We start from the raw sequence: 21,624 nt of genomic DNA, 5'->3' as shown, positions 1-21,624 counted from the left end.
CTCTAGCTCTCTTCACTCTTCACTCTGCCCTCTTCACTGCCACTTCGAAGGTCCTGTGCCAGGGCAGGCTGTACCGGTACTGTTCCGGCCGCTTGCCCAGGAGGGGCACTCCTTCTTTCAGCATTTTTTCGGTGACCAGGGTTTCCGCCTGGGCGGTCTGGGCATCGGTGAGCTTTCCGTCCGTCCACTGTCGGGGCCAGATCAGTTCCTGGCGCACCTGCTGCCGGACTTTGCTCTGGTAGAGCCAGTCGTCCAGGTACCGGACGGTCAAAAGGTCCTGCCGGTCCCGGTCGCTCAGATACGGCCGGAGCATCCCCTGGCCCAGGGCGTATCCCAGGCTGTTGCTGGCAGTGTTCCACCCGGCGTAGGACCCCAGCCGGTACCCCAGAGGCTCCTGCCCCGGTTCCCCGGTCAGCAGGCCCTTTACCAGGGCGGTGCTGCCTCCGTTTCCAAAGGCCACGTCGGCGATCCCCACATTCCGTCCCTGCCGGACGTACTTTTGGGCAGTGGCCAGGAACTGCTGGCCCTGTTCATCCAGATCCGGTCCGTTGGCGGCAGAATCCGCACCCAGGGTCACCCCGTCCCCCGGGGTATAGAGCCCCAGCACCAGGTCCGCCCGCTTGTCCGTCCGGGCCGGGTATCCTCCTGCAGCCAGCACATGCTGCCGGTAACTGGTGCCCATGGGGCTGTCCTCGTAACTGGCCACAGTGGCGGCTCCGGTGCCCCCATTGTACCAGCCGTATACCAGAGGGGTCTCTCCCCGTGCCTTGTTCAGGGCCCGGTTCAGCAGCACCATCCCCAGTTCGTCCGCTCCGGAAAAACTCCGGAACTTGTACCGGAAGGCCGGGTCGGCGAAACTTTCCAGATCCGCCGCATCTTTGTGGGCTTCGGAATAGGGGGCGGAATCGTCCCGTCCGATGAGGAAATAGTCCATTTTCCCTGCTTCCAGGCCCCGGGTAAGCCCTTTCAGCACAAACAGGTTCTTCCCCCGGCGTTCCAGTACATCCCGGCGGATATCCAGGGGCAGAGCCTGTTCCACCTGGTTCAGTTCGTTTTTCTCCTTCCGGGTGAGGATCCCCAGCCGCTTTTTGTCCCGGAGCTGTCCCCACCGGAAAATCTGAGGTCCGTACTGGGCATAATAGGCCGGTTCCGCCGGAGCGCTGCTCCACTTGGGGGAGCGCATCACCGTGGCAAAGCCGTAAAGGGGCACTCCCGGGTGCCGCTTTTTGAAGGCCAGCAGAGCATTGGCCCTTTGGGCCAGCACCGCCGGATCCAGTTCATGGGTCCGGGAAGGCACCAGGCCCCCGTAAATGAGACTGTCCGTGGATACCACCGCTCCTGCCGCTCCCCGGGCTTCCTGGTCCAGCCATTGGGCCAGCTTGTCCGGGTCCCCGTTCTGCCGGTCGCTGGCCAGGAACTTCTCCGGCGGGGTCACCACCTGGACCCCTGCCTTCCGGAAGCTGTCCACCGTATAGGCCAGGGACACGGGACGGTTGTCCAGGGGAATGAAAAGGATTTTCTCCGCTGCCGCCGGTGCACAAACACCCATCAGCAGCACAACAAAAGCACCAAAACGTTTACACCAGCCCAAGTCTGCACCTCTTTTTCTAATTCATCCATCTGGCCGCCAGATCCAGGATCTTGGCTATGGTCTGGAGCTGGCCCTGGTATTTGCTGATTTCCTGCTGGATGGCGGCATCTCCCTGGCCGTTCTGGGCAGCCTGGGCCAGCTGGTCCAGTTTGGCCAGGATCTCATCCTGGTGGTCCACCAGTGTCCTTACCACTTTGCCTACAAGGGGGCTGTTCAGGGCCTTCTGGAGGGCCTGACGCTGCTGTTCCAGGGTTTCCGGGCTGGTGGTTCCGGGTCCCTGGACCGCAGGAGGCAGAACGGTGCCCTGGCTGCCGGCACTTTTCCGCCGGGTGCCTCCCTGTGTCCCACTGCCCCCTGCTGGCTCATCACTGCCAGTGGCTTCCTGGACCTTGTCCCGGACTGCTTCATAGAGGGGAGCCAGGGGGGTGTCTTCCAGCCCCTGGGCCGCCTGGAGCACGGCTCCGGCCACTCCTGCCGCCTGTTTCGTCTGTTTGGTCCGGGGATTTTTCTGGAGGATCTTCCCGTAATACCCTTTCAGGTTGGTGATTTCCACCAGCTGCCAGTCCCCTTTTTCATTTTTCTGCATGTGGAGCACCAGGGTATCCGTGCCCACCGCCGGATTATCCAGCTGGACGTTCACCAGGGCATCCTGGGGATAGCTGGCCCCGGGCTGGATGTCCTTCACCTTCAGGGCATTCCAGTCCACTGGCAGCACCTTGTCCGGGTGGGTCTTCCGGTAGGAATCGGTCCAGTCCCCGGTCAGGACGGCATTGTGGATCAATTCCTCCAGGTGCCGGGTGATTTCGTCCTTTTCCCCTTCGGTATAACCGTCCTCCACGTCATTTTCCCCCTGGGCGGCCAGCAGGGCATCATACCCCTTGTCCACCACTTTCGTAAGGTCCGTATGGTCCTGGAAGGTAACGATATCGTGCTTGTTCACTGATTCCCGGATCAGTTTCACCGCATACTGGGGGGTGCGGATATAGTACAGGAAGTACCAGCCGGAAACGGCCCCGATCAGCACCGCCAGGGCCGCCCCCAGAGCGATTTTTTTCTTTTTCCGGCGCCGGGCCTGTGCCTGCTCCTGTTCTTTTTGCCGGGGATCCGGCGAAGGATTCCCGGCGGTCTGCTGTTTTGTCATGATTTATCGGTCCTTCAAATACAGCTCCTCGAACAACTTCTTCCCGGTTTCCGTCTTGTACAGCCGCTGATACAGGGCTTCATCCTGCTGCCGGTTATCTCCGTCTTCGTAGGGGTTCACCAGCATATCCGCTTCCGCCAGGATCTGGGCGTCCGGGCCGTCGATGCTGGCATAGGTATGATGATGGCCGATGAGCCACTTGATCCGTTCTGCGTCTTCTCCGGTGATGCCGGCGTCTGCCAGGATGGGCTGGGCAATGTCCGGGCCCAGTTCTTCCTGGATCTTCCCGGTGCAGTGGCCGTACCGGCGTTCTCCTTCGTGGATGCCGATATCATGGAGATAGGCGGCGGCTTCCAGCCGGAACAGGGTCCGGGGATCCAGCCCCTCCCCCAGCCCGATCAGCCGGGCAAAAGCATGGACTTTCAAAAGATGATGGATCCGCCGGGGATCCCCTGCATCATAGGCAATGGCAGCCCGGGCGATTTTTTCCAATGGTTCCATAAATGATCACGACCTTTCTGATAGGGATATTATAGGGGAAGAAGGGGGAAAAAGAAAGGGGCTGTTGCCCGTGCAACAGCCCTTTTGCTTTTTCAATTATTTATGTTCCCAGATATCCACACGGCGGTTGTCGGCTTTGCCGGCTTCGGTGGCGTTGCTGGACGCAGGGTTGTTTTCGCCCTTGTAGTTCAGCTGCATACGGGAAGCAGCCACACCGTTGTCGTTGGCGTATTTGGCCACGTTCAGCACACGGCGTTTGGACAGGTCTTCGTTGTAGGCGTTGGAAGCATCGGAGTCGGTGTTCCCTACCAGTTTGAAGGTGGAATCCGGATGAGCCTTGGCTACGGCTACAAAGTTGGCCAGTTTGGCAGCTTCGGAAGCCTTCGGGGTATCCACATCAGAATCGAAGTGGATGCTGTCCAGATAGTAGTCATTGTACACATGAGCCGGAGCAACCGGTTCAGCCACCGTCGGTGCCACCGGTTCTTCCACAGGTGCCGGAGCCGCTTTCTTGTGGCCGCCGAACCGATAGGACAGGCCTACCAGGAAGCCACGGTATTTGATGTTGTTGTCATCGTTCAGCTTGGTATCCACATACCGGTAGCCGGCATTCAGATCCCAGTTGTCAGCAAAGGTGTATGCCAGGCCGGCATCCCACTGGCTGGTCTTCTTGGTGCCCAGGGCGCCTTCTGCATAGAAAGCCAGGTTCTTGGCCAGGTCGTATTTGGTCCGTACACCGAACTGAGCCACGTTGTTGATCACGCTGTCAGCGCTGCCGGTGTGTGCCCCATGGTAGCTGCCGTCAAAGTCGTTGTTGATCCGGTTCCAGCCGCCGAACAGAGCCCAGTTCTTGCCCAGGCTGTATACCAGGTTCACTTCGTTCTGGTCCCCGTCGGTCTTGAAATCTCCGGCTTTGGTCTTCAGGCCCCGATAGTTGTATTCCAGAGCCCATTTATCGGAAATCCCATAACCCAGGCCACCGTCAAAGTTCCATTTGGTGCTGGATTCATTCCCGTCGAATTTGGCTTTGGGAGCCCAGGCCCCTGCGTTCAGCTGCCATTCTCCCTGATCCCAGCTGGTCTGGGGAGCTGCAAAACCCATGGAAGCAACGGAAGCCAGTACAGCCAGCGTCACTGCAAATGCTTTCTTCTGCATTGAAGATTCCTTCTTCCCGTTCAATTTTTTCCATATAAAAAGTACTGGACTGACCAGTCACTTTACAATTCATATTGTATACCTTTCTGGATGAAGAGATTATGAATGGTTTGTGACATAAACGTGAAAATGGGGCTGTTGCACAGGCAACAGCCCCTAGTCGGGAGTCAGGAGTCTGAAGTCGGAAGCCTCAGGACAGGATCCGTCTGGCTGGACGGATCCTTTTGATTCTGTAGAACCAGAATCGCAATCAATAGGAGAGATCATTTCGTCCAAAGGTCCTACATTACATATTCAAAAATTTGCTTGCAAATTTTACCTTCGGCTCCAGACTTCAGACTCCAGACTTGAGCCGCTATGCGGCTCTACAGCTAGGAGGTGTTGCACCTAACGTGCAACACCTCCTTTTCACATATCCTTCCCCGGCTTCAGGCCGCTTCCGTCGTTGTTCTGGAGGAGGCTGAAGCTTTCCACGGACTGTTTGAAGGCCCGGAGTTTCAGGTCGTAGTTGATGGTGTCGTCGGTCTGGTACCGGATCTGATACCCGTTGCCCTGGGCGTTCATCAGATAGGTGTTCACCACAAAGACCTTTTTCAGGTCCCCGCTGTCGGTGCATTCCGCCATGCTCCCGTTGAGGGTGCCCACGGAAATGGGTTCGTGGCGCAGTACCGTAATGTTGGGCGTATACCGGGTCACCTTCTGGATGAAGGCGCTCTCCGCTTCCTTCAGCCCTTCGGGGGTGGAATTCCCCAGTTCCGCAAAAGTGTCATCGGAAAATTCCCGGACCATCATCCCGTCGGTGTGGACGCTGCTCAGAGACCGTCCGAACAGCACATTGTCCGCCCGGAGGGTGTACATCCGCCAGCCGCTGGGGATTTCCATTTCATAGCCCATGCCGGGCACCGTGAGAAGGTTCACATCGGTGTACTTCACCCGGCTGAGCGTCAGGTCGGAACACAGGGACTGGAGGGCGGACCGGGCCGCCGCTTCCAGGTTTTCCGGCGCGCTTACGTTCACCACCAGCAGCACGTTCTTTTCCGGCTGGTAGGCCCGGCCGATCAGAAAGGGCCGGTGGGTCCGCAGCTTGTCTTCCGGCACCGCCACATAGGTATAGCTGTCCAGATCCTTCTTCTTGTCCTTTTTGGGTTCCGGTTCTCCGGAAGTGCTCCGATACTTTCGGAGCTTTTCTCCCAGGATCCCGTCCAGGGCCGGCTGGCTGCCGAAATTCCGGGAGCTGCCGTCATCCTGGATGGTGTCGTTTTCCTGGTCCTGGATCTTCCCCAGGAACTTCTTGAAATCTTTCTTCTGCTCCGTGGAGTACTGCTTCATGGGGACGGACACAAAACTGGGCAGGGTGTACAGATCCGCACTGACCAGGAAATCCTTCCCCACGGTGAAGCGGATCCCCGTGGAGGTATGGTAAATCTCTTTGCTGCCGGGAGGCACCGTCAGGGTATAGCCTCCGCTGGCAGGTTTGTAGGTGTTTTTGGGTGCTGCCGCTCCGGCCTCCCCGGCCTGGAACAGACCCAGGCACAGGAGAGCCGCAGCCAGCCCCCATCGTTTCAGTTTATTCATGCTCTGCAGTTACTTCCCTAATTTTTCTTTCAGATAGGCATCCATTTCCAGGGCGGCCTTCTTGCCGGCCCCCATGGCGGAAATAACGGTGGCTGCCCCGGTGACGATGTCACCGCCGGCAAAGACTCCCGGGATGGAGGTTTCTTCCTTTTCATCCACGGTAATGAGCCCCTTCCGGTTGGTCACCAGATCCGGGGTGGTGTGTTTCAGCAGGGGGTTGGGGCCCTGGCCGATGGCCATCACCACCATGTCCACATCGAACACATGGTTGGAGCCGGGGATCTCCACCGGGCTCCGGCGGCCGGAGGCATCCGGTTCGCCCAACTGGGTCCGGACACATTCCATGCCGGTGACCCAGCCATCTTCGTTCCCCAGGATCTTCACCGGGTTGTTCAGCATGTGGAGTTCGATGCCTTCCGCCTTGGCGTGCTGGATTTCTTCCTTCCGGGCGGGCATTTCCGCTTCGCTCCGGCGGTAGACCACGTAGACGTTTTCCGCTCCCAGCCGTTTGGCGGTCCGGGCGGCATCCATGGCCACGTTGCCGGCCCCCACCACAGCCACGTTCTTCCCTACATACACGGGAGTGGCCATTTTCGGGAACTTCCAGGCTCCCATCAGGTTCACCCGGGTAAGGAATTCGTTGGCAGCGTACACCCCGTTGAGGGCTTCTCCGGGGATCCGCATAAAATGGGGCAGCCCGGCGCCGGTACCCACGTACACAGCCTGGAACCCTTCTTCACCCAACAGTTCATGGAGGGTAAAGGTGCGGCCGATCACCACATCGGTCATGATCTTCACGCCCAGCACCTTCAGCTGTTCGATTTCGTGCTGGACGATGGCTTTGGGCAGACGGAATTCAGGGATGCCGTACATGAGCACCCCGCCCACTTTGTGGAGGGCTTCGAACAGGGTCACGTCATAGCCCATTTTGGCCAGATCCCCGGCAGCGGTGAGACAGGAGGGGCCTCCGCCCACTACAGCCACTTTGATGCCGTTCTTGGGTGCCAGGCCTTCCTTCACCATGTCCGTGCCCTTTTCCCGGGCCCGGTCCGCCACGAACCGTTCCAGACGGCCGATGGCCACCGGTTCTCCCTTGATGCCCAGGATGCAGTGTTTTTCGCACTGGTTTTCCTGGGGACACACCCGGCCGCACACGGCAGGCAGGGAGTTCTTGTTCTTCAGGATGTGGATGGCGCCGTCAAAATCCTTTTCCGTCAGGGCATGGATGAACTGGGGAATGTCCACGTTCACCGGGCACCCCTTCACGCACTGGGGATTCTTGCAGTTCAGGCAGCGCTGGGCTTCATCCACCGCCGTGTCTTCCGGATAGCCCAGGGCCACTTCCTCGAAATTATGGTTCCGTACATCAGCCGGCTGTTCCGGCATGGGATTTCTCATTCCTCCACGCATCTGCAATGCCCCCCGCAACTGTATTCTACTGCTTCCTGGTCCTTGTACATCTTGGAACGCTGCATCAGGTTCTTGAAGTCCACCTGATGGGCATCGAATTCCGGCCCGTCACAGCAGGTGAACTTGCTTTCATTGCCCACCTGCACCCGGCAGCCGCCGCACATGCCGGTGCCGTCCACCATAAGGCAGCTGAGGCTGGCAGTGGTCTTCACGTTGTAAGGCCGGGTGACCTTGGCCACGTTCATCATCATGATGATGGGGCCGATGGCCACCACCAGATCCGGATGGTTCCCTGCTTCCAGCATTTTCCGGAGGGGATCGGTAACAAAGCCCTTGATGCCTTCGGACCCGTCGTCGGTGGTGATGATCATTTCATCGCTGATCTTTTCCATCCGGTCCCGCCACAGGATCAGGTCTTTGTGACGGCCCCCGATGATGGTGATCACCTTGTTGCCCAGTTCGTGATAGGCCCGGGCGATGGGATGGACCGGCGCCACGCCGATGCCCCCGCAGACCATGACCACAGTGCCGAATTTGCCCATTTCAGAAGGCTGGCCCAGAGGTCCCAGGATGTGCTGGATATCGTCTCCCTGGGCGAAATCTTCACACAGGTGCCGGGTAGTGTTCCCCACCGCCTGGACCATCAGGGTGATGGAGCCTTTTTCCCGGTCGAAATCGCCGATGGTCAGAGGGATCCGTTCGCTGGTTTCATCCACCAGTACCATGACGAACTGTCCCGGTTTGCATTTGTGCGCAATGAGAGGCGCATCCACTTCAAATTCCCAGACTGCAGGTGCCAGCTGCAGTTTTTTCAAGATCTTTGCCACACCAAACACTCCTTTATTGTCGTTTTTCATTCATCGTCAGCCGTTCATCGTCCGTCAGGACGGTGGTGGGGTCCGGCCAGCGGCCCCGTTCTTCACTCTGCACTGGCTGTCATTTCCTTCAGACACTGTCCCACTTCCGCGGTGACTTTCTCCAGGTCGATGGTGGTCAGTTCTCCTTTGCGCAGCAGGATGTTCCCGTCCACCAGCACCGTGTCCACGTCCGCGGAGGACCCGGCATACACCAGAAGGGACGTGCGGTCGTGCCGGGGGTACCAGGCCGGGGAGGCCATGTTGTAGAGCACCACATCCGCCTTCTGGCCCACTTCCAGTTTCCCCAGGTTTTTCAGGCCCACAGCTTCCGCCCCCATCCAGGTGCCCATGGCAAGGGCCTGGGAAGCCGGTACCGCCTTGGGATCCCCGGACTGGGTCTTGGCCAGCATGGCCGCCAGCCGGACTTCTTCCAGCATGTCCAGATTGTTGTTGCTGCTGGCCCCGTCGGTGCCCAGGCCTACGGTGATGCCCTTTTCCAGCATCCGGGCCACAGGAGCGATGCCGCTGGCCAGTTTCAGGTTGCTCTGGGGGTTGTGGGCCACCCGGACCTGGTGCCGGGCCATAATGTCCATATCCTCCTCATCCACATGGACACAGTGGGCCGCCAGGGTCCCTCCGTCGAACATCCCCAGTTCTTCCATCAGGGCAATGGGGCTCTTGCCGTACTGTTTCCGGCAGTCCGCCACTTCCCCGGCGGTTTCCGAAAGATGCATGTGGATCTCCGCTCCCAGTTCCCGAGCCCGGGCGATGACGGATTTCAGATAATCCGGGCTGCAGGTGTAGGGGGCATGAGGACCGAACATCACGGTGATCCGTCCGTTCTGGGCCCCGTTCCAGGTCTTGTACAGCTGCGTGTTCTCCTCCAGACGGGCGGCCCCGTCTGCCACGCTGCTGCCGGTGAGACCCCGGGACAGTACTGCCCGGATGCCGCTGTCCGCTGCAGCCTTGGCAGTTTCTTCCATAAAGAAATACATGTCGGCGAAACAGGTGGTGCCGGTGCGGATCATTTCCGCAATCCCCAACAGGCTCCCCCAGTACACCGCCCGGCCGTCCAGTCTGGCTTCCAGGGGCCAGATCCGGTTCTGGAGCCAGTCCATCAGGGCCATGTCGTCGGCATAGCTGCGGAACAGGGTCATGGCCACATGGGTATGGGCGTTCACCCACCCGGGCACCGCCAGGTGGTTCCGTCCGTCGATCACTTCCCGGCCTGCCACCGGTTCTGTGCCCACATACCCGATGGTGCTGCCGTTGATCCCGATGTTGAACAGGGTCCCGTCCCCGGGATCTGTCAGTTCCACATTCTGCAATACGATATCATATACCATGTCCAGCGTCATTCCTCCTTTTTGTCCCCGCCGAAAGCCTCCAGCCGGAAGCCCCCGTATTCCTGCAGGGCCTGGGCGCAATGGCAGCTGTGGGTCAGAGGCCCGTCATCCTGCACATAGGCTTCGATCACGGACAGGATCTGCTTTCCCAGCTTCTCCATGGCTTCCGTCACTTCTTCGTGGGACAGGGCCCGGGCCGCCAGCCCGGAACCCATATTGGTGACCACGGAACAGTTGGCGTAGCAGATTTCCGCTTCCCGGGCCAGCACCGCTTCCGGCATGTTGGTCATCCCGGCCACGTCCCCGCCCATGGCTCCATACATCCGCACTTCCGCCGCCGTTTCATACCGGGGCCCTTCCGTCACCACATAGGTCCCCTGTTTGCTGTGCCGGAGCCCCAGTTTCACCAGGCAACGGATCAGCCGTTCCCGGAGCGCCGGGCAGTAGGGCTGGGCGAAATCCACATGGGCCACCTGACCGTTCTCCCCGTTGAAGAAGGTGTTCACCCGGCTTTTGGTAAAGTCCAGGATCTGGGTGGTGGCCACAAAAGTCCCCGGAGGCAGTCCCCGGTTCAGGGACCCCACCGCCGTAAAGGACAGGATCTCCGTGACTCCCAGCTTCTTCAGGGCGAAAATGTTGGCCCGGTAGTTGATTTTGTGGGGCGGGACACTGTGGTCCAGGCCGTGCCGGGCCAGGAAATAGATCTCATGGCCGGCGGCGGTCCCCTTCAGGCAGTGAGCCTGGCCGAAGGGCGTATCCACCGTTAAGGCGGTGAGCCGGCCGAAGGAGGACGCATCCTCCACCCCGGTGCCGCCGATGATGCCGATTTTCCGCAATTGGAATCACCTCGCTCAGTTTGATGGTTCAACAAAGGAAAGCAGGTCTCCCAGGGACCGGATCACATAATCCGGCTGAATGAACCGGTCGAAGAATTCCTGCCGGAATGAGGTCCAGCCCACCTTCACCGTCTGGCAGCCGGCTTTGTGGCCGCTGACCAGGTCATAGGGGCTGTCTCCCACACAGAGGCAGTCCTCTCCGGCAAGGCCCAGCAGTTCCAGGCCCTTTTCCATAGGTTCCGGGTCCGGCTTGTGGGCGCTGCATTCCTGGCACCCGATGATGCCGTCGATGCAGTCTTCCAGCCCCAGACACCGGAGCCCCCTAAGGCAGCTGGCTTTGAACTTGCTGGTGACAATGGCCATGGGGACCCCGGCCCGGCGCAGGGCAGCAAGCCCCTCCTTCACTCCGGGAAAGGGCTGGATCATGGCGTCGTGCCAGGCGGTGTTGTACTGGCGGTAATAAGCCACCATCCGGTCCATCTCTTCCGGATCGGTGCAGCCGGTGATCCCGGCCAGGCCGTCCCGGAGGGGCAGGCCGAAGGTGTTGATGATGGTCTGGTCATCCACCTGATTCCCTGGGACGAAATGGTCCAGGGTCTGGTGGAAGGTGGCCAGGATCAGGGGCGTGGTGTTGGCCAGCGTCCCGTCAAAGTCAAATAAAATTCCCCGTGCAGCCACAGAAAGCCTCCTTCGAACATACTACAACGGTCATTTTACCATGAATCGACAGAAAATTAAAGGATTTTAAAAAGGGGCCGCCGCACTCGCGGCAGCCCCGTCAATGGTCAATGGTCAATGGTCAATGGCCGAAGGAAGCCAAATGCTGAAGCATTCGGCGCAGAACATACGGCCCGCCCTTCTTCCCTGGCGGGCAAAAGGAAACGGCGCCGAAAATGGCGGCGCCTAACCCACCACCAGCCTTACGGCTGGTCCCCCGCCCTTGTAAAGGGCGGATATGGCGCATCGGGCTGAAGCCCTGATGCAAAAAAGTCATGGATTTCAGGCGCCAGCGTATATTGCCTCCTGCAGGACCAAGACTGCAGGACTCAAACCATCATTCCGCTTATATATCCGCCCTTTTCAAAGGAGAGATCGCCGCGCGGGCCCAAGACTGCAGGACTCAAACTATTATTCTGCTTATATATCCGCCCTTTTCAAGGGCGGGGGACCGCTGCGCTTGCACAGTGGTGGTGGGTTAGCAGCGTCAGCTGCATTTCCCATCAAAGGAACCTGCCGCCGCAGGTTCCTTCCTTTGGCTGCAGACTGATGCCTAGTGACTGTCAGCTGCTCCCTCCGTGCAGAAGTACCGGTACGGGCACCACTGGCACCCCTCTTTCCTGGCCGGGAACTGTTCCTCTTTGTCCCAGGTCAGCAGATTTTCCAGAAGGGTCTTCAGCTTTTCTTCTTCCCTGGCCCGGTCCTTCAGTTCCCAGCTGCTGCAGTCCTTCAGGAAATGGAGCCTGGCCCAGGCCACTTTCTGTCCCGGGTACAGGGTTTCCGCCGCCAGGGCGTAGATGGTCAGCTGCCGGGTGTACCCCTGCTTTTCTTCCCCGTCCGCCGGAGGATGGCCGGTTTTGTAGTCCACGATCCCCAGCTGTCCCTCCGGCAGGGTCACCAGCCGGTCGATGCTCCCCTGGAAGGTCACTTTCCCCGCTTCCAGGGGGAACAGTTCCAGTTCGAAATCCCGTTCCGCCTGGGCGGGCAGTCCGGCGATTTCCTGAAACAGAGGGCTGGCGCAGTATTTTTCCACCATTTTCCGCCCTTCCCGGAGGAACACCTGCTTTTCTTCCTCCGTCCGGTCCAGCAGGATCAGGGCTTCTTCCAGGGCCTCCTTTTCCGGTTCTTCCTGGAGCAGTTCCAGCACCCGGTGCACATAGGTCCCCAGGTCGATGGCGGAAATCCGGCTGGTGCCGATGCCCACCGTATCCGGGTCGATACCGGGCATGTGCTGGAAATAATGGTAATAGAAACTCCGGGGACAGTTGTCGTATTCCAGCAGGGCGCTGGCGGACAGTTCCAGGTTCCGGGGCACGGTCACCGGACGGATCCGGTCATAGACCGCCGGATCCAGGACGAAGGTCTCCCCTTCCCCGGCCTGTTGGGTTTCCTCTGCCTCCAGGATTTCCGCCACATCCAGCATCTCCCAGTCCATTTGGTCCCCGTGAGGACCGCCAGGAGCGAACACCCGCTGGAGGGACTGACCCCATTTTTCCTTGTCCGGGTCCGGAGCCTTGCTGTTTTCTTTGGTTTCGTCCACATTCACCAGATACAGGTATTTTTCCGCCCGGGTCATGGCCACGTACAGCTGCCGGTGCTTTTCCGCCCGTTCCAGCCGGTGTTTTTCCCCTTTCAGCCGGGTGTATACGGACGTTTCCGCCAGGTTCCCGTCCCCCGGATCCACCCTGACCCCGAACCCCTGGCCGGGGAGGAACTGGATCCCCAGATGGTCCGAAGGATCCTTTTTGGACAGGTCCGGCAGGAACACCGCCGGGAATTCCAGTCCCTTGGACTTGTGGATGGTCATGATCTTCACCGCCTCCGGATCTTCCTCCTGGTTGGCGGCGCTTTCCCGGGCGGACAGCTGGCGCATAAGATCCAGCCGGTCCAGGAAATCCCGGGCCGTGAACCCTTCTTCCATGGCCGCCTTCACCCCCAGGGCCCGGAGCTTCCGGAAGTTGGCCAGTTTTTCCCGTCCGCCCCGCTGGGCCAGCAGGGTGGGTTCCACGGCAAAGGCTTCCTGGAAGCCGTCCATCAGCTCCGGCAGGGACTGGAACAGAGCAGTCCGGTGCAGGGTCTCCAGCTTCCGGGACAGGGTCACGAAGGGTTCTTCCAGGCTCTGTTCCAGGCTTTCCCACAGGCTCAGTTCCGGCCAGGGCTTCAGGAGATCCGTCATCTGCCGGTCGCTGATCCCGCAGAAGGGGGACCGGAGGAACCCGGCCAGGGCCCAGTCCTTCCGGGTGTTCAGCAGGAAGGTGAGCAGGTTGATCCAGTCCACCACTTCCTGCCGGTCATAGAACCCCTTCCCGTCACTGACCTGGGATTTGATCCCCAGGGCGGTAAGGGCTTCCTCATACTGCCGGGACAGATGGATGGCGGGCAGCAGGATGGCCATCTGGCCGTAGGGGAGCCCGGTATCCTCCTGGAGCTGCCGGATGGCCTGGGCCACATACCGGCCTTCCGCCTGCTGGCATTCCTCCAGGGTGCAGTCCCCCTTCTTCAGCACCGCAAAAACAGGATTCCGGGACGAGGGCTGATGGGGATGGAGGGGCTGGGCGGTCACATCGGACTGGCTGTCGGTGCCCAGAAGGTCGTCGAACAGGGTGTTGCAGGCCCCGATGATCTCCGGCGCCGACCGGAAGTTGTCGTCCATGACAATGTTGTTCCCGCCGGTCTTTCCGATGGCGTCCCGGACCTGACGGAACACGCTTACATCCGCCCCCCGGAACCGGTAGATGGACTGCTTGGCGTCCCCCACCACAAACAGGTTCCGGCCCTGGAGGCTCTGGCTGCTGCCTCCGCTGAGGAGATACACCAGTTTCTTCTGTTCTTCGTTGGTGTCCTGGAATTCGTCCACCATCACATACTTGAACCGGCTCTTGTACCGGAGCAGTACATTGGGCCGTTTTTCCAGAAGGTCCACCGCCTTGGCGGACAGGTACCCGAAACTGTACATTTCTTTGGCTTCCGCCGTATCCAGCAGGGTCTGGCGGAACCGGCCAAGGACGGTTTCCCAGTTCCGGGCCTGCTCCGCCCCCAGGGCATCCAGGGACAGCACCTGGAGCCGGTCCAGGGCGGCTTTGGCCTCCTTTACCAGGTCTTTCACCTTTCCGGCGGCGGAAACGGGTTTTAAGGCAGCAGCGGCCCTGTCATAGCACCCCTCAGCGATCCACTGGTGGATCTCTTCCCGCTGGCCGGCCAGGACTTCCAGCTTTTCCCGGCCTTTGGGGCCTGCCTGGTCCCGGGCTTCCAGCAGGGCATCCAGGGCCCCTTCTGCAGCGATCTTCCCCTCTTCTTCCCCTGCCAGGCTGGCTTCATAGGGGGCGGCCAGCCCTCCCGGCAGCGCCAGGATGGCCGGGAGATCATCGATGAGGGCGGTCAGGATCCCCGCCAGACGGTCCGCCGGGTACAGGTCCAACAGGGCCGCCACATCCCCGGCCTGCTGCTGGATTTCCTTCTGGATAAAGGCCTGGGCGGTTTCTTCCCGGAAGGCCCGGATCTGGTATTCTTCCCTGACGGCGAAATCAGGATCCAGGCCGGCTTCCACCGGATTCTCCCGGAGCACCTGGGAACAGAAGCTGTCGATGGTGGTAATGGGAGCCCGGTCCGCCAGCTGGAGCTGTTCCTGCCAGTAGGCCTTTTCTTCCGGATCCAGAGTCTCCGTCAGCCGTTCCAGGATCCCTTTCCGCACCCGTTCCTGCATTTCCCGGGCGGCTTTCCGGGTGAAGGTGATGGCCAGGATTTCCTGGGCAGTGGCCTTCCGTTCCTGGAGGATCTTCAAAAACCGTTCCACCAGCACCCGGGTCTTCCCGGACCCGGCCCCGGCGGATACGGACACGTTCCGGTCCAGGGTGGAGATGGCTTCCTGCTGCTGTGGGGTAAAACTGGCCATGGTATCACTCCTCTTCCTTTTCGATCTCAGTTCTGTGGGGGTTCTCCCCGATCCGGCACAGGTCCCGGGCCGGGCACCAGGCCGGGCATTTTCCTGCAGGCCGGGCAGGGAAACGGCCCTTTCTCATATCCCCCACCGCCTGGTCCACCGCCTTTTGGGCGGCTTCCAGAGCCTGTTTCATTTCCGGGGGACGGGCTTTGGCCATCCAGGGGAAGGCGGTCTTTGCAGCCTTGTCCCAGGCCCCACCCTTCCGGTCCCCGCTGCGCAGGTGCACATAGCCGGCCCCCAGGATCTGCTCTTTGGGCACTTTTCCCAGAGTTTCCAGGGCTTCCAGGTACAGGGGCAGCTGCACCGCCTTTCCCTGGAGGATGTCCTGGCCGGAAGGGGGTGTGCCGGTTTTGTAATCCAGCAGAGTCCAGTTCTTTCCATTGGTATCGATCCGGTCGATCTGGCCGGAGAAATACACCTTTTCCCCGTCGATGGTTTTCACCAGATCCGGCCAGGGGCTGTGCTCCCGTCCAAAGCTCCATTCCACCCGGCCGGGCTTCAGGCCCAGCAGGTCGGCGGCTTCATATTCCATTTCCTTTCGGAGCCAGGCCTTCAGCCATTTCCCGTACCGGTCCCGGAGATGATCCAGAAGAGGACTGTCCGGGATCTTCCCTTCCAGGCAGAGCTTGTGGAACATGTCCCGGTAAACCCCATCCAGTTCCTGTTCCAGGGCTTTTCGGTCCAGTCCGGCCAGGCCCTTTCCCAGATGTTTCCCCAGAAAAGCCGCCAGGGTCCGGTGGATCAGGTCCCCCACCACATCCGGCGCAGGGAAGGCACCCTGTTCCTCCCAGGGTTCCAGCTTCCACACCTGGCTCACCAGGGCGGCAAAAGGACACTGGAGATATCCCTCCAGGCTGGAAGCGGACAGATGGAGGGGCCGCTTCACCACCCCGGGCACCGTACCGTTCCAGGGGCTGTCCGTCTCTTCCCACCGGCGCTGTTCCGTCCGGGACCGTTCCAAAAAGTCCTGTCCGGCTGCTTCCAGCAGGAAGGCCTTCTCCCGGGGGGCCAGATGGGGCTGTTCCCCCAGGAAATCCGCCAGTTGGGCCGCACTGGCACACCGGTCCGGGGTGTTTTCATAGACCGTCACCGGCAGGGCCTCTGTCCCGAAGAAATGGTCCAGTTCAGTAATGTAGGGACTGGGGCCCCCTTCCTCATCCCGGTACCAGCTGAGGTGGAGCTCCCGGCCGGCCAGGGCCACGGCGGACCCGAAAAAGTACCGGTCTGTATCCAGGGCCCGGGCGGTCAGGCTCAGTTCCAGGCCCAGGGCATTCAGTTCTCCCCGTTCCTGGTCGCTGTAGAGCCAGCTTTCCCGTTTCACCGCCGGGAACAGCCCTTCCCGGACACCCAGGATGTACACGTAGGGAAAGGATACTCCCTGGATCTCCCCGGCTTCCAGCACCGGCACCCCCTGAGGTTCCCCGGGGGTCAGGGGCAGTTTGCCCTGGTCCAGGGAATCCTTCCAGAATTTCTGCACCAGGTCCAGACTGATTTCTTCATCTGCTTTTCCCAGTTGTTCCCAGGTCTTCACCAGGCTGTCCAGAGTCTTCCGGACGAAATCCTCCGTTTTGGCCAGCACCTTCACCTGGGCCAGGTCCACCTTCCCCTCCTGGTGGAGTTTTCCCCAGGCCAGGGCCAGCTGCCATCCATCCAGTTTTTCCGTAAGGGCGTCCCGCCATTCTTTCGGGGTATGGGAGCCCTGGAGGAAGTCCGTCAAGGTCCAGAAATCCGTATCTACCAGTTCCTTCCGCTGGATATGGGACAGGAGGCTGCCGGCGGTGGGAAAATATTCCTGGGTGTACAGCAGGTCCAGTTTTTCCCGGTCCGTCCGGTACAGCACTTCCATCAGGGGACACCGGAACAGGGCCTGCCATTGGGCCAGGTCCCACTTTTCTTTGGCCGCTGCCAGCAGCTTGGTGAAGAAATCCGTGAGAGGCTGGCTTTTCAGGTCCGCCGCCTGGGGCAGCCGGCAGGGAATCCCGTATTCAGCAAAGGACCGGACCAGACCCTGGTAATCCGCCAGTTTCCGGACCAGCACCAGGATTTCCTCCGGCTTCACTCCCTGCTGGAGCCGTTCTTTAATGGACGTAAGGGCCAGACGGATTTCCTGTTCCTGGCTCACCCCTTCCCCCAGGTGGATGTGGGGCGCCCCGGTATCCGTCCGGGCTCCCGGCTTCCAGTCCCGGGTCAGGGCGGTCAGGTCTTCCAGCTTTTCTGTCACCGGTTCTTCCTGGACCGGAAGGAATCCGTCCCCCAGCAAATCCCCGTAGATCTTTTCCGTCACCTGGCTCAGTTCCGGCCGTTTGGGATCATAAAACAGGCCCACTTCCACTTCGCAGCAGTGTCCCAGGGCCCGGAGCAGCCGGAGCTGGACCGGGGTGAACTGGTAGAATTCGCTGAAGAAGCATTTTTCCCAGGGCACGGTGCCTCCCTGTTCCAGCACCTCCGCCGCCCGGGCGTATTCCTGGGACAGGTCTTCCAGGCGCCGCTCCCGGACTTTGCTGCTGTACACCAGATACAGCTTGGCCAGGTCCATGTCTTTGTTCCGGAGTGCTCCCTCCCGGTTCCAGTTCAGCAGCACCTGCTGGTAAGTGGCCGGGTCCAGATCATCCCGGGAAAATTCGTCGAACAGGGTCAGCAGGCTGTCCCGGAACCCGTCCTTCCCCACCAGGGAGGAAAAGTAGGACAGCTGCCCCTTGAGATAGTCCAGGGTGTCTTCCAGGATCTTTTTCTGGGCAGGCCGGGTGATCCGGGTGAATTCCGTTTCCGCCCGGTTCCACCGGAGGATTTCCCGGGGCAGGGCATCCAGGATGGCAGCCCGGACCGCCCCGGTTTCCCGGACCTTCTGGAAGAAGTACCGGTTGGGCACCAGGAACAGAGCCGCCCCGTAAGGCAGCTCCCGGGCCGCGGCTATGAACCGGTCTCCCATGGATTCCCCCAGCTGGAGGCAGTGAAGGATGTTGGACATGATTGGCTCCTTTCGGTAAAAGGGGCTGTTGCAAAAGCAACAGCCTCCTTTTCAGGTCTCGGGCCACTGGATAGAACCTGTCCTTTGACCAGGTTCTTTTTATTGTGTATCACTGTGTATAACCGTAGGGGGCGCAGGCCCGGCGCCCCGCAAAATGCGCAGATCATCGATGATTTGGCGGGCTGCCCGGCGTGCAGCCCCTACGGTACCGATTTACACGTTCAAAAATATGGGGTTCATGAGGCTGGTTCACCTTGGAAACGTCAGTGCGAAGATTCGGATCTCCACCAGCCGGGTCTGGGCATTCCGGACGAAGGCCAGGATCCCCAGGGTGTTCCCGTCGATGGGAGCCAGTTTGGCGCAGTTCAGGTTGTCTCCCAGCACCTTGGAACTGTTCAGGGTCCCCAGGTACTGTCCCTCCCGGGTCCAGAACTTCAGGGTGAACCCGTCGATGACCACCAGATAATGGTCCAGCACCGCCATATCGATCAGGTTGTAGATGGAATCCTTATCCGTCTGGATGGGACTGCCAAAGCTCCGGAGAGCCTTGCCCCTGCTGTTGAAAGCTTCCACCATATTCAGGCCGTTGGGCTTGATCCGTCCGCCCCCGAAAATGGTTCCGTCTTTCGTGATCCGCACCTGGGTCAGGCCTCCTGCAAAAGGTTTGGCCCGGTTGTGGAGGAAGGCGGGCTTGTTCTTTTCAAAGGCTCCGTCATGGTACTCCGCCAGGGTGAAATTGTCGTTGCCGTACAGATAGGCCTGTTCCCCACTGGGCAGGAAGGCCACCCGGGTAGCGGTGGTGTTCCCCTTCAGGCTGATGATGTCGTTCCCGTCCCGGAGGGTATGGAGTCCCTTCTTCACATACACAATGTCCCCGTTTTCGGCAATATTCACGCTCAGGACCATTTTATCCGGGATGGTGTAGGTGCCCTTTTTCCCGAAGCTCCGGAGAGGAAACAGGCTCCCCTCTTTCCGTTCATAGGCCTGGACTGCCGTGCTGTCCCCGTCCTGGCTCCGGAGGGCCAGATAGAACCGGTCGTCCCGGATCACGAAGCTGAGGATCTTGTCCACATCGTAGCTGGTGATTTCCGGGGTATTGAACCGCTGGAGCTGGAGCCCCATTTTTCCCAGTTCCACCTGGCGCACCGGCTGGGGTTTCAAATGGACGATGCGCATCTCGATGTCCGTCCGGTAATTGTACCCCACCACCCCCAGGATCACCAAAAGGGTCAGTACCAGAAAGGGCAGTTTGGACCGGATCCAGGACCGTTTCTTCTTTTCCTCCGTCATGGACAAAAAAAGCCTCCTTTGTTTCATTCCTATCAGTATACCATGGGGCTGTTGCGTGGGCAACAGGAAGGGAGTGACGAGGTATGTGTCAACAAGTTCTCGGTGAACCCTTCATCACAGTATAGTTATTCGTTCATGGGGCCGAAAGCGCAGAGTGAAGAGCACAGAACCGTAGGAGCCGCCCAGAAGGCAAAAAGCTTCTATACTCTTCCATCCGCGAAAGCGCTCCGCCGGGAGGGCAGACCCGTTCGTCCCTGGCGGGAGGCTCACAGCCTATCGCCTTGCCCTTTCGGTCAAAGGCTGCGGCTACGGACCAGGAAACCGGACTCTATCGCCCGCGTGCTCCACCCCAGGAGCGACAACACCCGATGTTGTCCCGCCGACTCCTCCTGGGCCTGCCCTCCCGGCTCCCGAATAATCGATGTATACTCGTACAAAGTACCAGCAAGGCCGGAGGCCAAGTCCGCCCTGCAGGGGCGGGGGACCGGGCTTGCCCGGTGGTGGGGGCATGAGGTCCTGAAAGGACCGAATACCTTGGCGAGGGAACGGACTCAGCGGTTGGAAATGCAGCAATGGAAACTGTAGACCCAGAGGCCTTGCTCCTACCCGTACACTCCATTGTTGTCTGCCGGACCTGCAAAATATCGGCTGTCGCCGATGCCCCCACCACCGTGCTCCGCACGGTCCCCCGCCCCTCCCTGGGCGGACATTGTGTCCGTTCCCATCACCAGTTTAGTGCTGCGGCCAAGTGTCCCATGGAACTGCTGCTGGGTCTGTAATTGGCAATGCTGCATTGATGAGTACCTGCATAGGGTGCCAGGGCAACTCCTTCCTGTCAATGGTCAACAGTCAGCGGCCGTTGACGATGGCTTGCCGTCTATCCGGCCATCCATCCCATCACCGCTGCACACAAGATCCGCACCGCACACACGGGCAGCCCTCTTTGGAACAGGGTGGCCGTATCCAGGCCGGCGCCGCAGGGAATGGCCCGGATGCCGGTGGGCAGCAGAAAAGCTCCGTTGAACCCCATCACCGCCGCCATCCAGTAGGGCAGCAGGGGCAGGCCGGCACTCTGGGTGTAGGTGATCACCAGGGGCACCGTCAGGGCCGAAGAGATGGTGATGCTGGACACTTCGGACAGAAAGGCCCCCAAAAGGACGATTCCCGCCACCAAAGGCAGCCCCGGCGCCGGAGCCATTCCCCCCACCCACCGGGCCAGCCGGCCGTTGGCTCCTGAGGCTTCCAGCAGATTCCCCATGGCCAGGCCTCCGGCGAAGAGGATCAGTACGCCCCAGATCATGTGCTGCTGGGCATAGTTCCAGGTAAGCAGGGGCTTTCCGTCCTTTCCATTGATAAAGAACAACAGGAACCCCAGGCTCCCGTACAGATAGGCCGGCTGGAGCCCGGGCAGCACAGGGGCATACAAAGGCCGGAGAAAGGACCCTGCCAGGGCCAGGCCGAACAGTCCCAGGCAGATCTTTTCATCCCGGCTCATGGCCCCCATCCGCCGGCATTCCGCCAGGAAGTATTCCCGGGTACCCTGGAGCCGGCTCACCGGGTCCTTCTGGAGCAGCTGGACCCCCAGGGTGGCCGCGGTGGCTGTTCCCAGATAGGGCAGGAAGACTCCGAACCACCGGGTGAACAGGAATTCCTCTCCAGTGGCCTGCTGGTAAAGGGCAGCGGCAATTACGTCCATGGCGCCTCCCACCGGAGTCCCCACCCCTCCCACCACGGAACCGAACACAATGGCGCAGAGGATGGGCCCCGTTGCCGGGTCGCTGCCCCGGTACCCGGCAGCCTTCAGCATGGCCAGGGCCGTGGGGGTGAACACGGCTACCACCACCGCATTGGGCAGCACGATAGAAAACAGGGTGGCCGCCAGGAACCATACGGTGATCTGGCTTTTCATGGAAGGGCCGATAAAGGCCAGGCACCGGAGGGCGATCCGGTGGTCCAGGCCGATTTTTTCCCAGGGGAGGGTCAGCAGGGTGGCGGCAAACAGCAGGACGATGCTGCTGGAAGCGTACTGGGCCAGCAGATGGTCCATGGGCGCCAGGCTTAGAAAGGCATTGGCCACCACCGGCACCAGGGCCGTCACCGTCAGCCCCACTGGCCGGGTGATCCACCAGAAGATCATCCACAGGGACACTCCCAGAGCCCAGGCCCCGCCGGCCCCAAAGGTCCCTGCCAAAACCCACCGGCAGAGCAAAAGCAGCCCGGGCCCCAGCCCCAGGCAGATCCGTTTCTTCATGACCCTTCCCCCCTTTTGGTTGATAGGTTCATTATAGCATGGTAAA

Annotated in this window: 14 protein-coding genes; all 14 read right to left on the bottom strand. The window is 60.4% G+C overall.

What is annotated here, in order from left to right:
* Positions 1–19: 19 nt before the first annotated feature.
* The 14 genes from ACTQY5_RS09095 to ACTQY5_RS09030 all read right to left on the bottom strand — a co-directional run bounded on the left by ACTQY5_RS09095 (position 20) and on the right by ACTQY5_RS09030 (position 21,578).
* Complete coding sequence (locus tag ACTQY5_RS09095; protein ID WP_441369096.1) at positions 20–1,591, bottom strand: DUF4127 family protein; 1,572 nt, start codon at positions 1,589–1,591, stop codon at positions 20–22.
* 16 nt (positions 1,592–1,607) lie between these two features.
* Complete coding sequence (locus ACTQY5_RS09090; protein ID WP_154487881.1) at positions 1,608–2,732, bottom strand: hypothetical protein; 1,125 nt, start codon at positions 2,730–2,732, stop codon at positions 1,608–1,610.
* Between the two features lie 3 nt (positions 2,733–2,735).
* Positions 2,736–3,233: an HD domain-containing protein gene (locus ACTQY5_RS09085; RefSeq protein WP_022486846.1), complete on the bottom strand. Its 498-nt coding sequence runs from the start codon at positions 3,231–3,233 to the stop codon at positions 2,736–2,738.
* A gap of 96 nt (positions 3,234–3,329) precedes the next feature.
* A complete protein-coding gene (locus ACTQY5_RS09080; RefSeq protein ID WP_279128023.1) occupies positions 3,330–4,388 on the bottom strand; it encodes an OmpA family protein in 1,059 nt (352 codons plus the stop codon).
* A 408-nt stretch (positions 4,389–4,796) separates the two neighbouring features.
* Positions 4,797–5,963: a hypothetical protein gene (locus ACTQY5_RS09075; protein WP_154487883.1), complete on the bottom strand. Its 1,167-nt coding sequence runs from the start codon at positions 5,961–5,963 to the stop codon at positions 4,797–4,799.
* Positions 5,964–5,972: 9 nt separating this feature from the next.
* Positions 5,973–7,373, bottom strand: a complete 1,401-nt coding sequence (gene gltA, locus ACTQY5_RS09070; RefSeq protein ID WP_288174301.1) for an NADPH-dependent glutamate synthase — start codon at positions 7,371–7,373, stop codon at positions 5,973–5,975.
* The gene (locus ACTQY5_RS09065) at positions 7,358–8,200 is read right to left on the bottom strand and encodes a sulfide/dihydroorotate dehydrogenase-like FAD/NAD-binding protein (RefSeq protein ID WP_326831107.1); all 843 of its coding nucleotides are present in this window, start codon (positions 8,198–8,200) and stop codon (positions 7,358–7,360) included. Before ACTQY5_RS09065 ends, gltA begins: the two co-directional genes overlap by 16 nt.
* Positions 8,201–8,292: 92 nt before the next feature.
* Positions 8,293–9,576: an amidohydrolase gene (locus ACTQY5_RS09060; protein WP_022486841.1), complete on the bottom strand. Its 1,284-nt coding sequence runs from the start codon at positions 9,574–9,576 to the stop codon at positions 8,293–8,295.
* Between the two features lie 8 nt (positions 9,577–9,584).
* Entirely contained in the window at positions 9,585–10,412 is an 828-nt protein-coding gene (gene mtnP, locus ACTQY5_RS09055) for an S-methyl-5'-thioadenosine phosphorylase (RefSeq protein WP_022486840.1), read from the bottom strand.
* A gap of 15 nt (positions 10,413–10,427) precedes the next feature.
* Positions 10,428–11,090: an HAD-IA family hydrolase gene (locus ACTQY5_RS09050; protein WP_326831108.1), complete on the bottom strand. Its 663-nt coding sequence runs from the start codon at positions 11,088–11,090 to the stop codon at positions 10,428–10,430.
* 592 nt (positions 11,091–11,682) lie between these two features.
* On the bottom strand, positions 11,683–15,021 hold the full coding sequence (locus ACTQY5_RS09045; protein ID WP_441369095.1) for a UvrD-helicase domain-containing protein: 3,339 nt from the start codon (positions 15,019–15,021) through the stop codon (positions 11,683–11,685).
* A gap of 4 nt (positions 15,022–15,025) precedes the next feature.
* Positions 15,026–18,037 carry a PD-(D/E)XK nuclease family protein gene (locus tag ACTQY5_RS09040; RefSeq protein WP_441369094.1) on the bottom strand — a complete coding sequence of 1,004 codons (3,012 nt, stop codon included), beginning with the start codon at positions 18,035–18,037 and terminating at the stop codon, positions 15,026–15,028.
* A 249-nt stretch (positions 18,038–18,286) separates the two neighbouring features.
* Complete coding sequence (locus ACTQY5_RS09035; protein ID WP_229778429.1) at positions 18,287–19,327, bottom strand: hypothetical protein; 1,041 nt, start codon at positions 19,325–19,327, stop codon at positions 18,287–18,289.
* Positions 19,328–20,204: 877 nt separating this feature from the next.
* The gene (locus ACTQY5_RS09030) at positions 20,205–21,578 is read right to left on the bottom strand and encodes an SLC13 family permease (RefSeq protein WP_022487205.1); all 1,374 of its coding nucleotides are present in this window, start codon (positions 21,576–21,578) and stop codon (positions 20,205–20,207) included.
* Positions 21,579–21,624: the final 46 nt, after the last annotated feature.

The organism is Acidaminococcus sp. HCP3S3_H5 (assembly GCF_052122235.1).
GTDB lineage: Bacteria > Bacillota > Negativicutes > Acidaminococcales > Acidaminococcaceae > Acidaminococcus.
Note: the sequence above shows the minus strand (reverse complement) of the source record. Positions and strands in the feature narration are given on the sequence as shown.

Coding starts and splice junctions, on each gene's coding strand:
- ACTQY5_RS09080 (WP_279128023.1), bottom strand. CDS start 4,388: ATGCAGAAGAAAGCATTTGCAGTGACGCTGGCTGTACTGGCTTCCGTT.
- ACTQY5_RS09075 (WP_154487883.1), bottom strand. CDS start 5,963: ATGAATAAACTGAAACGATGGGGGCTGGCTGCGGCTCTCCTGTGCCTG.
- ACTQY5_RS09030 (WP_022487205.1), bottom strand. CDS start 21,578: ATGAAGAAACGGATCTGCCTGGGGCTGGGGCCCGGGCTGCTTTTGCTC.
- ACTQY5_RS09085 (WP_022486846.1), bottom strand. CDS start 3,233: ATGGAACCATTGGAAAAAATCGCCCGGGCTGCCATTGCCTATGATGCA.
- ACTQY5_RS09090 (WP_154487881.1), bottom strand. CDS start 2,732: ATGACAAAACAGCAGACCGCCGGGAATCCTTCGCCGGATCCCCGGCAA.
- gltA (WP_288174301.1), bottom strand. CDS start 7,373: ATGCGTGGAGGAATGAGAAATCCCATGCCGGAACAGCCGGCTGATGTA.
- ACTQY5_RS09040 (WP_441369094.1), bottom strand. CDS start 18,037: ATGTCCAACATCCTTCACTGCCTCCAGCTGGGGGAATCCATGGGAGAC.
- ACTQY5_RS09060 (WP_022486841.1), bottom strand. CDS start 9,576: ATGGTATATGATATCGTATTGCAGAATGTGGAACTGACAGATCCCGGG.
- ACTQY5_RS09035 (WP_229778429.1), bottom strand. CDS start 19,327: ATGACGGAGGAAAAGAAGAAACGGTCCTGGATCCGGTCCAAACTGCCC.
- ACTQY5_RS09045 (WP_441369095.1), bottom strand. CDS start 15,021: ATGGCCAGTTTTACCCCACAGCAGCAGGAAGCCATCTCCACCCTGGAC.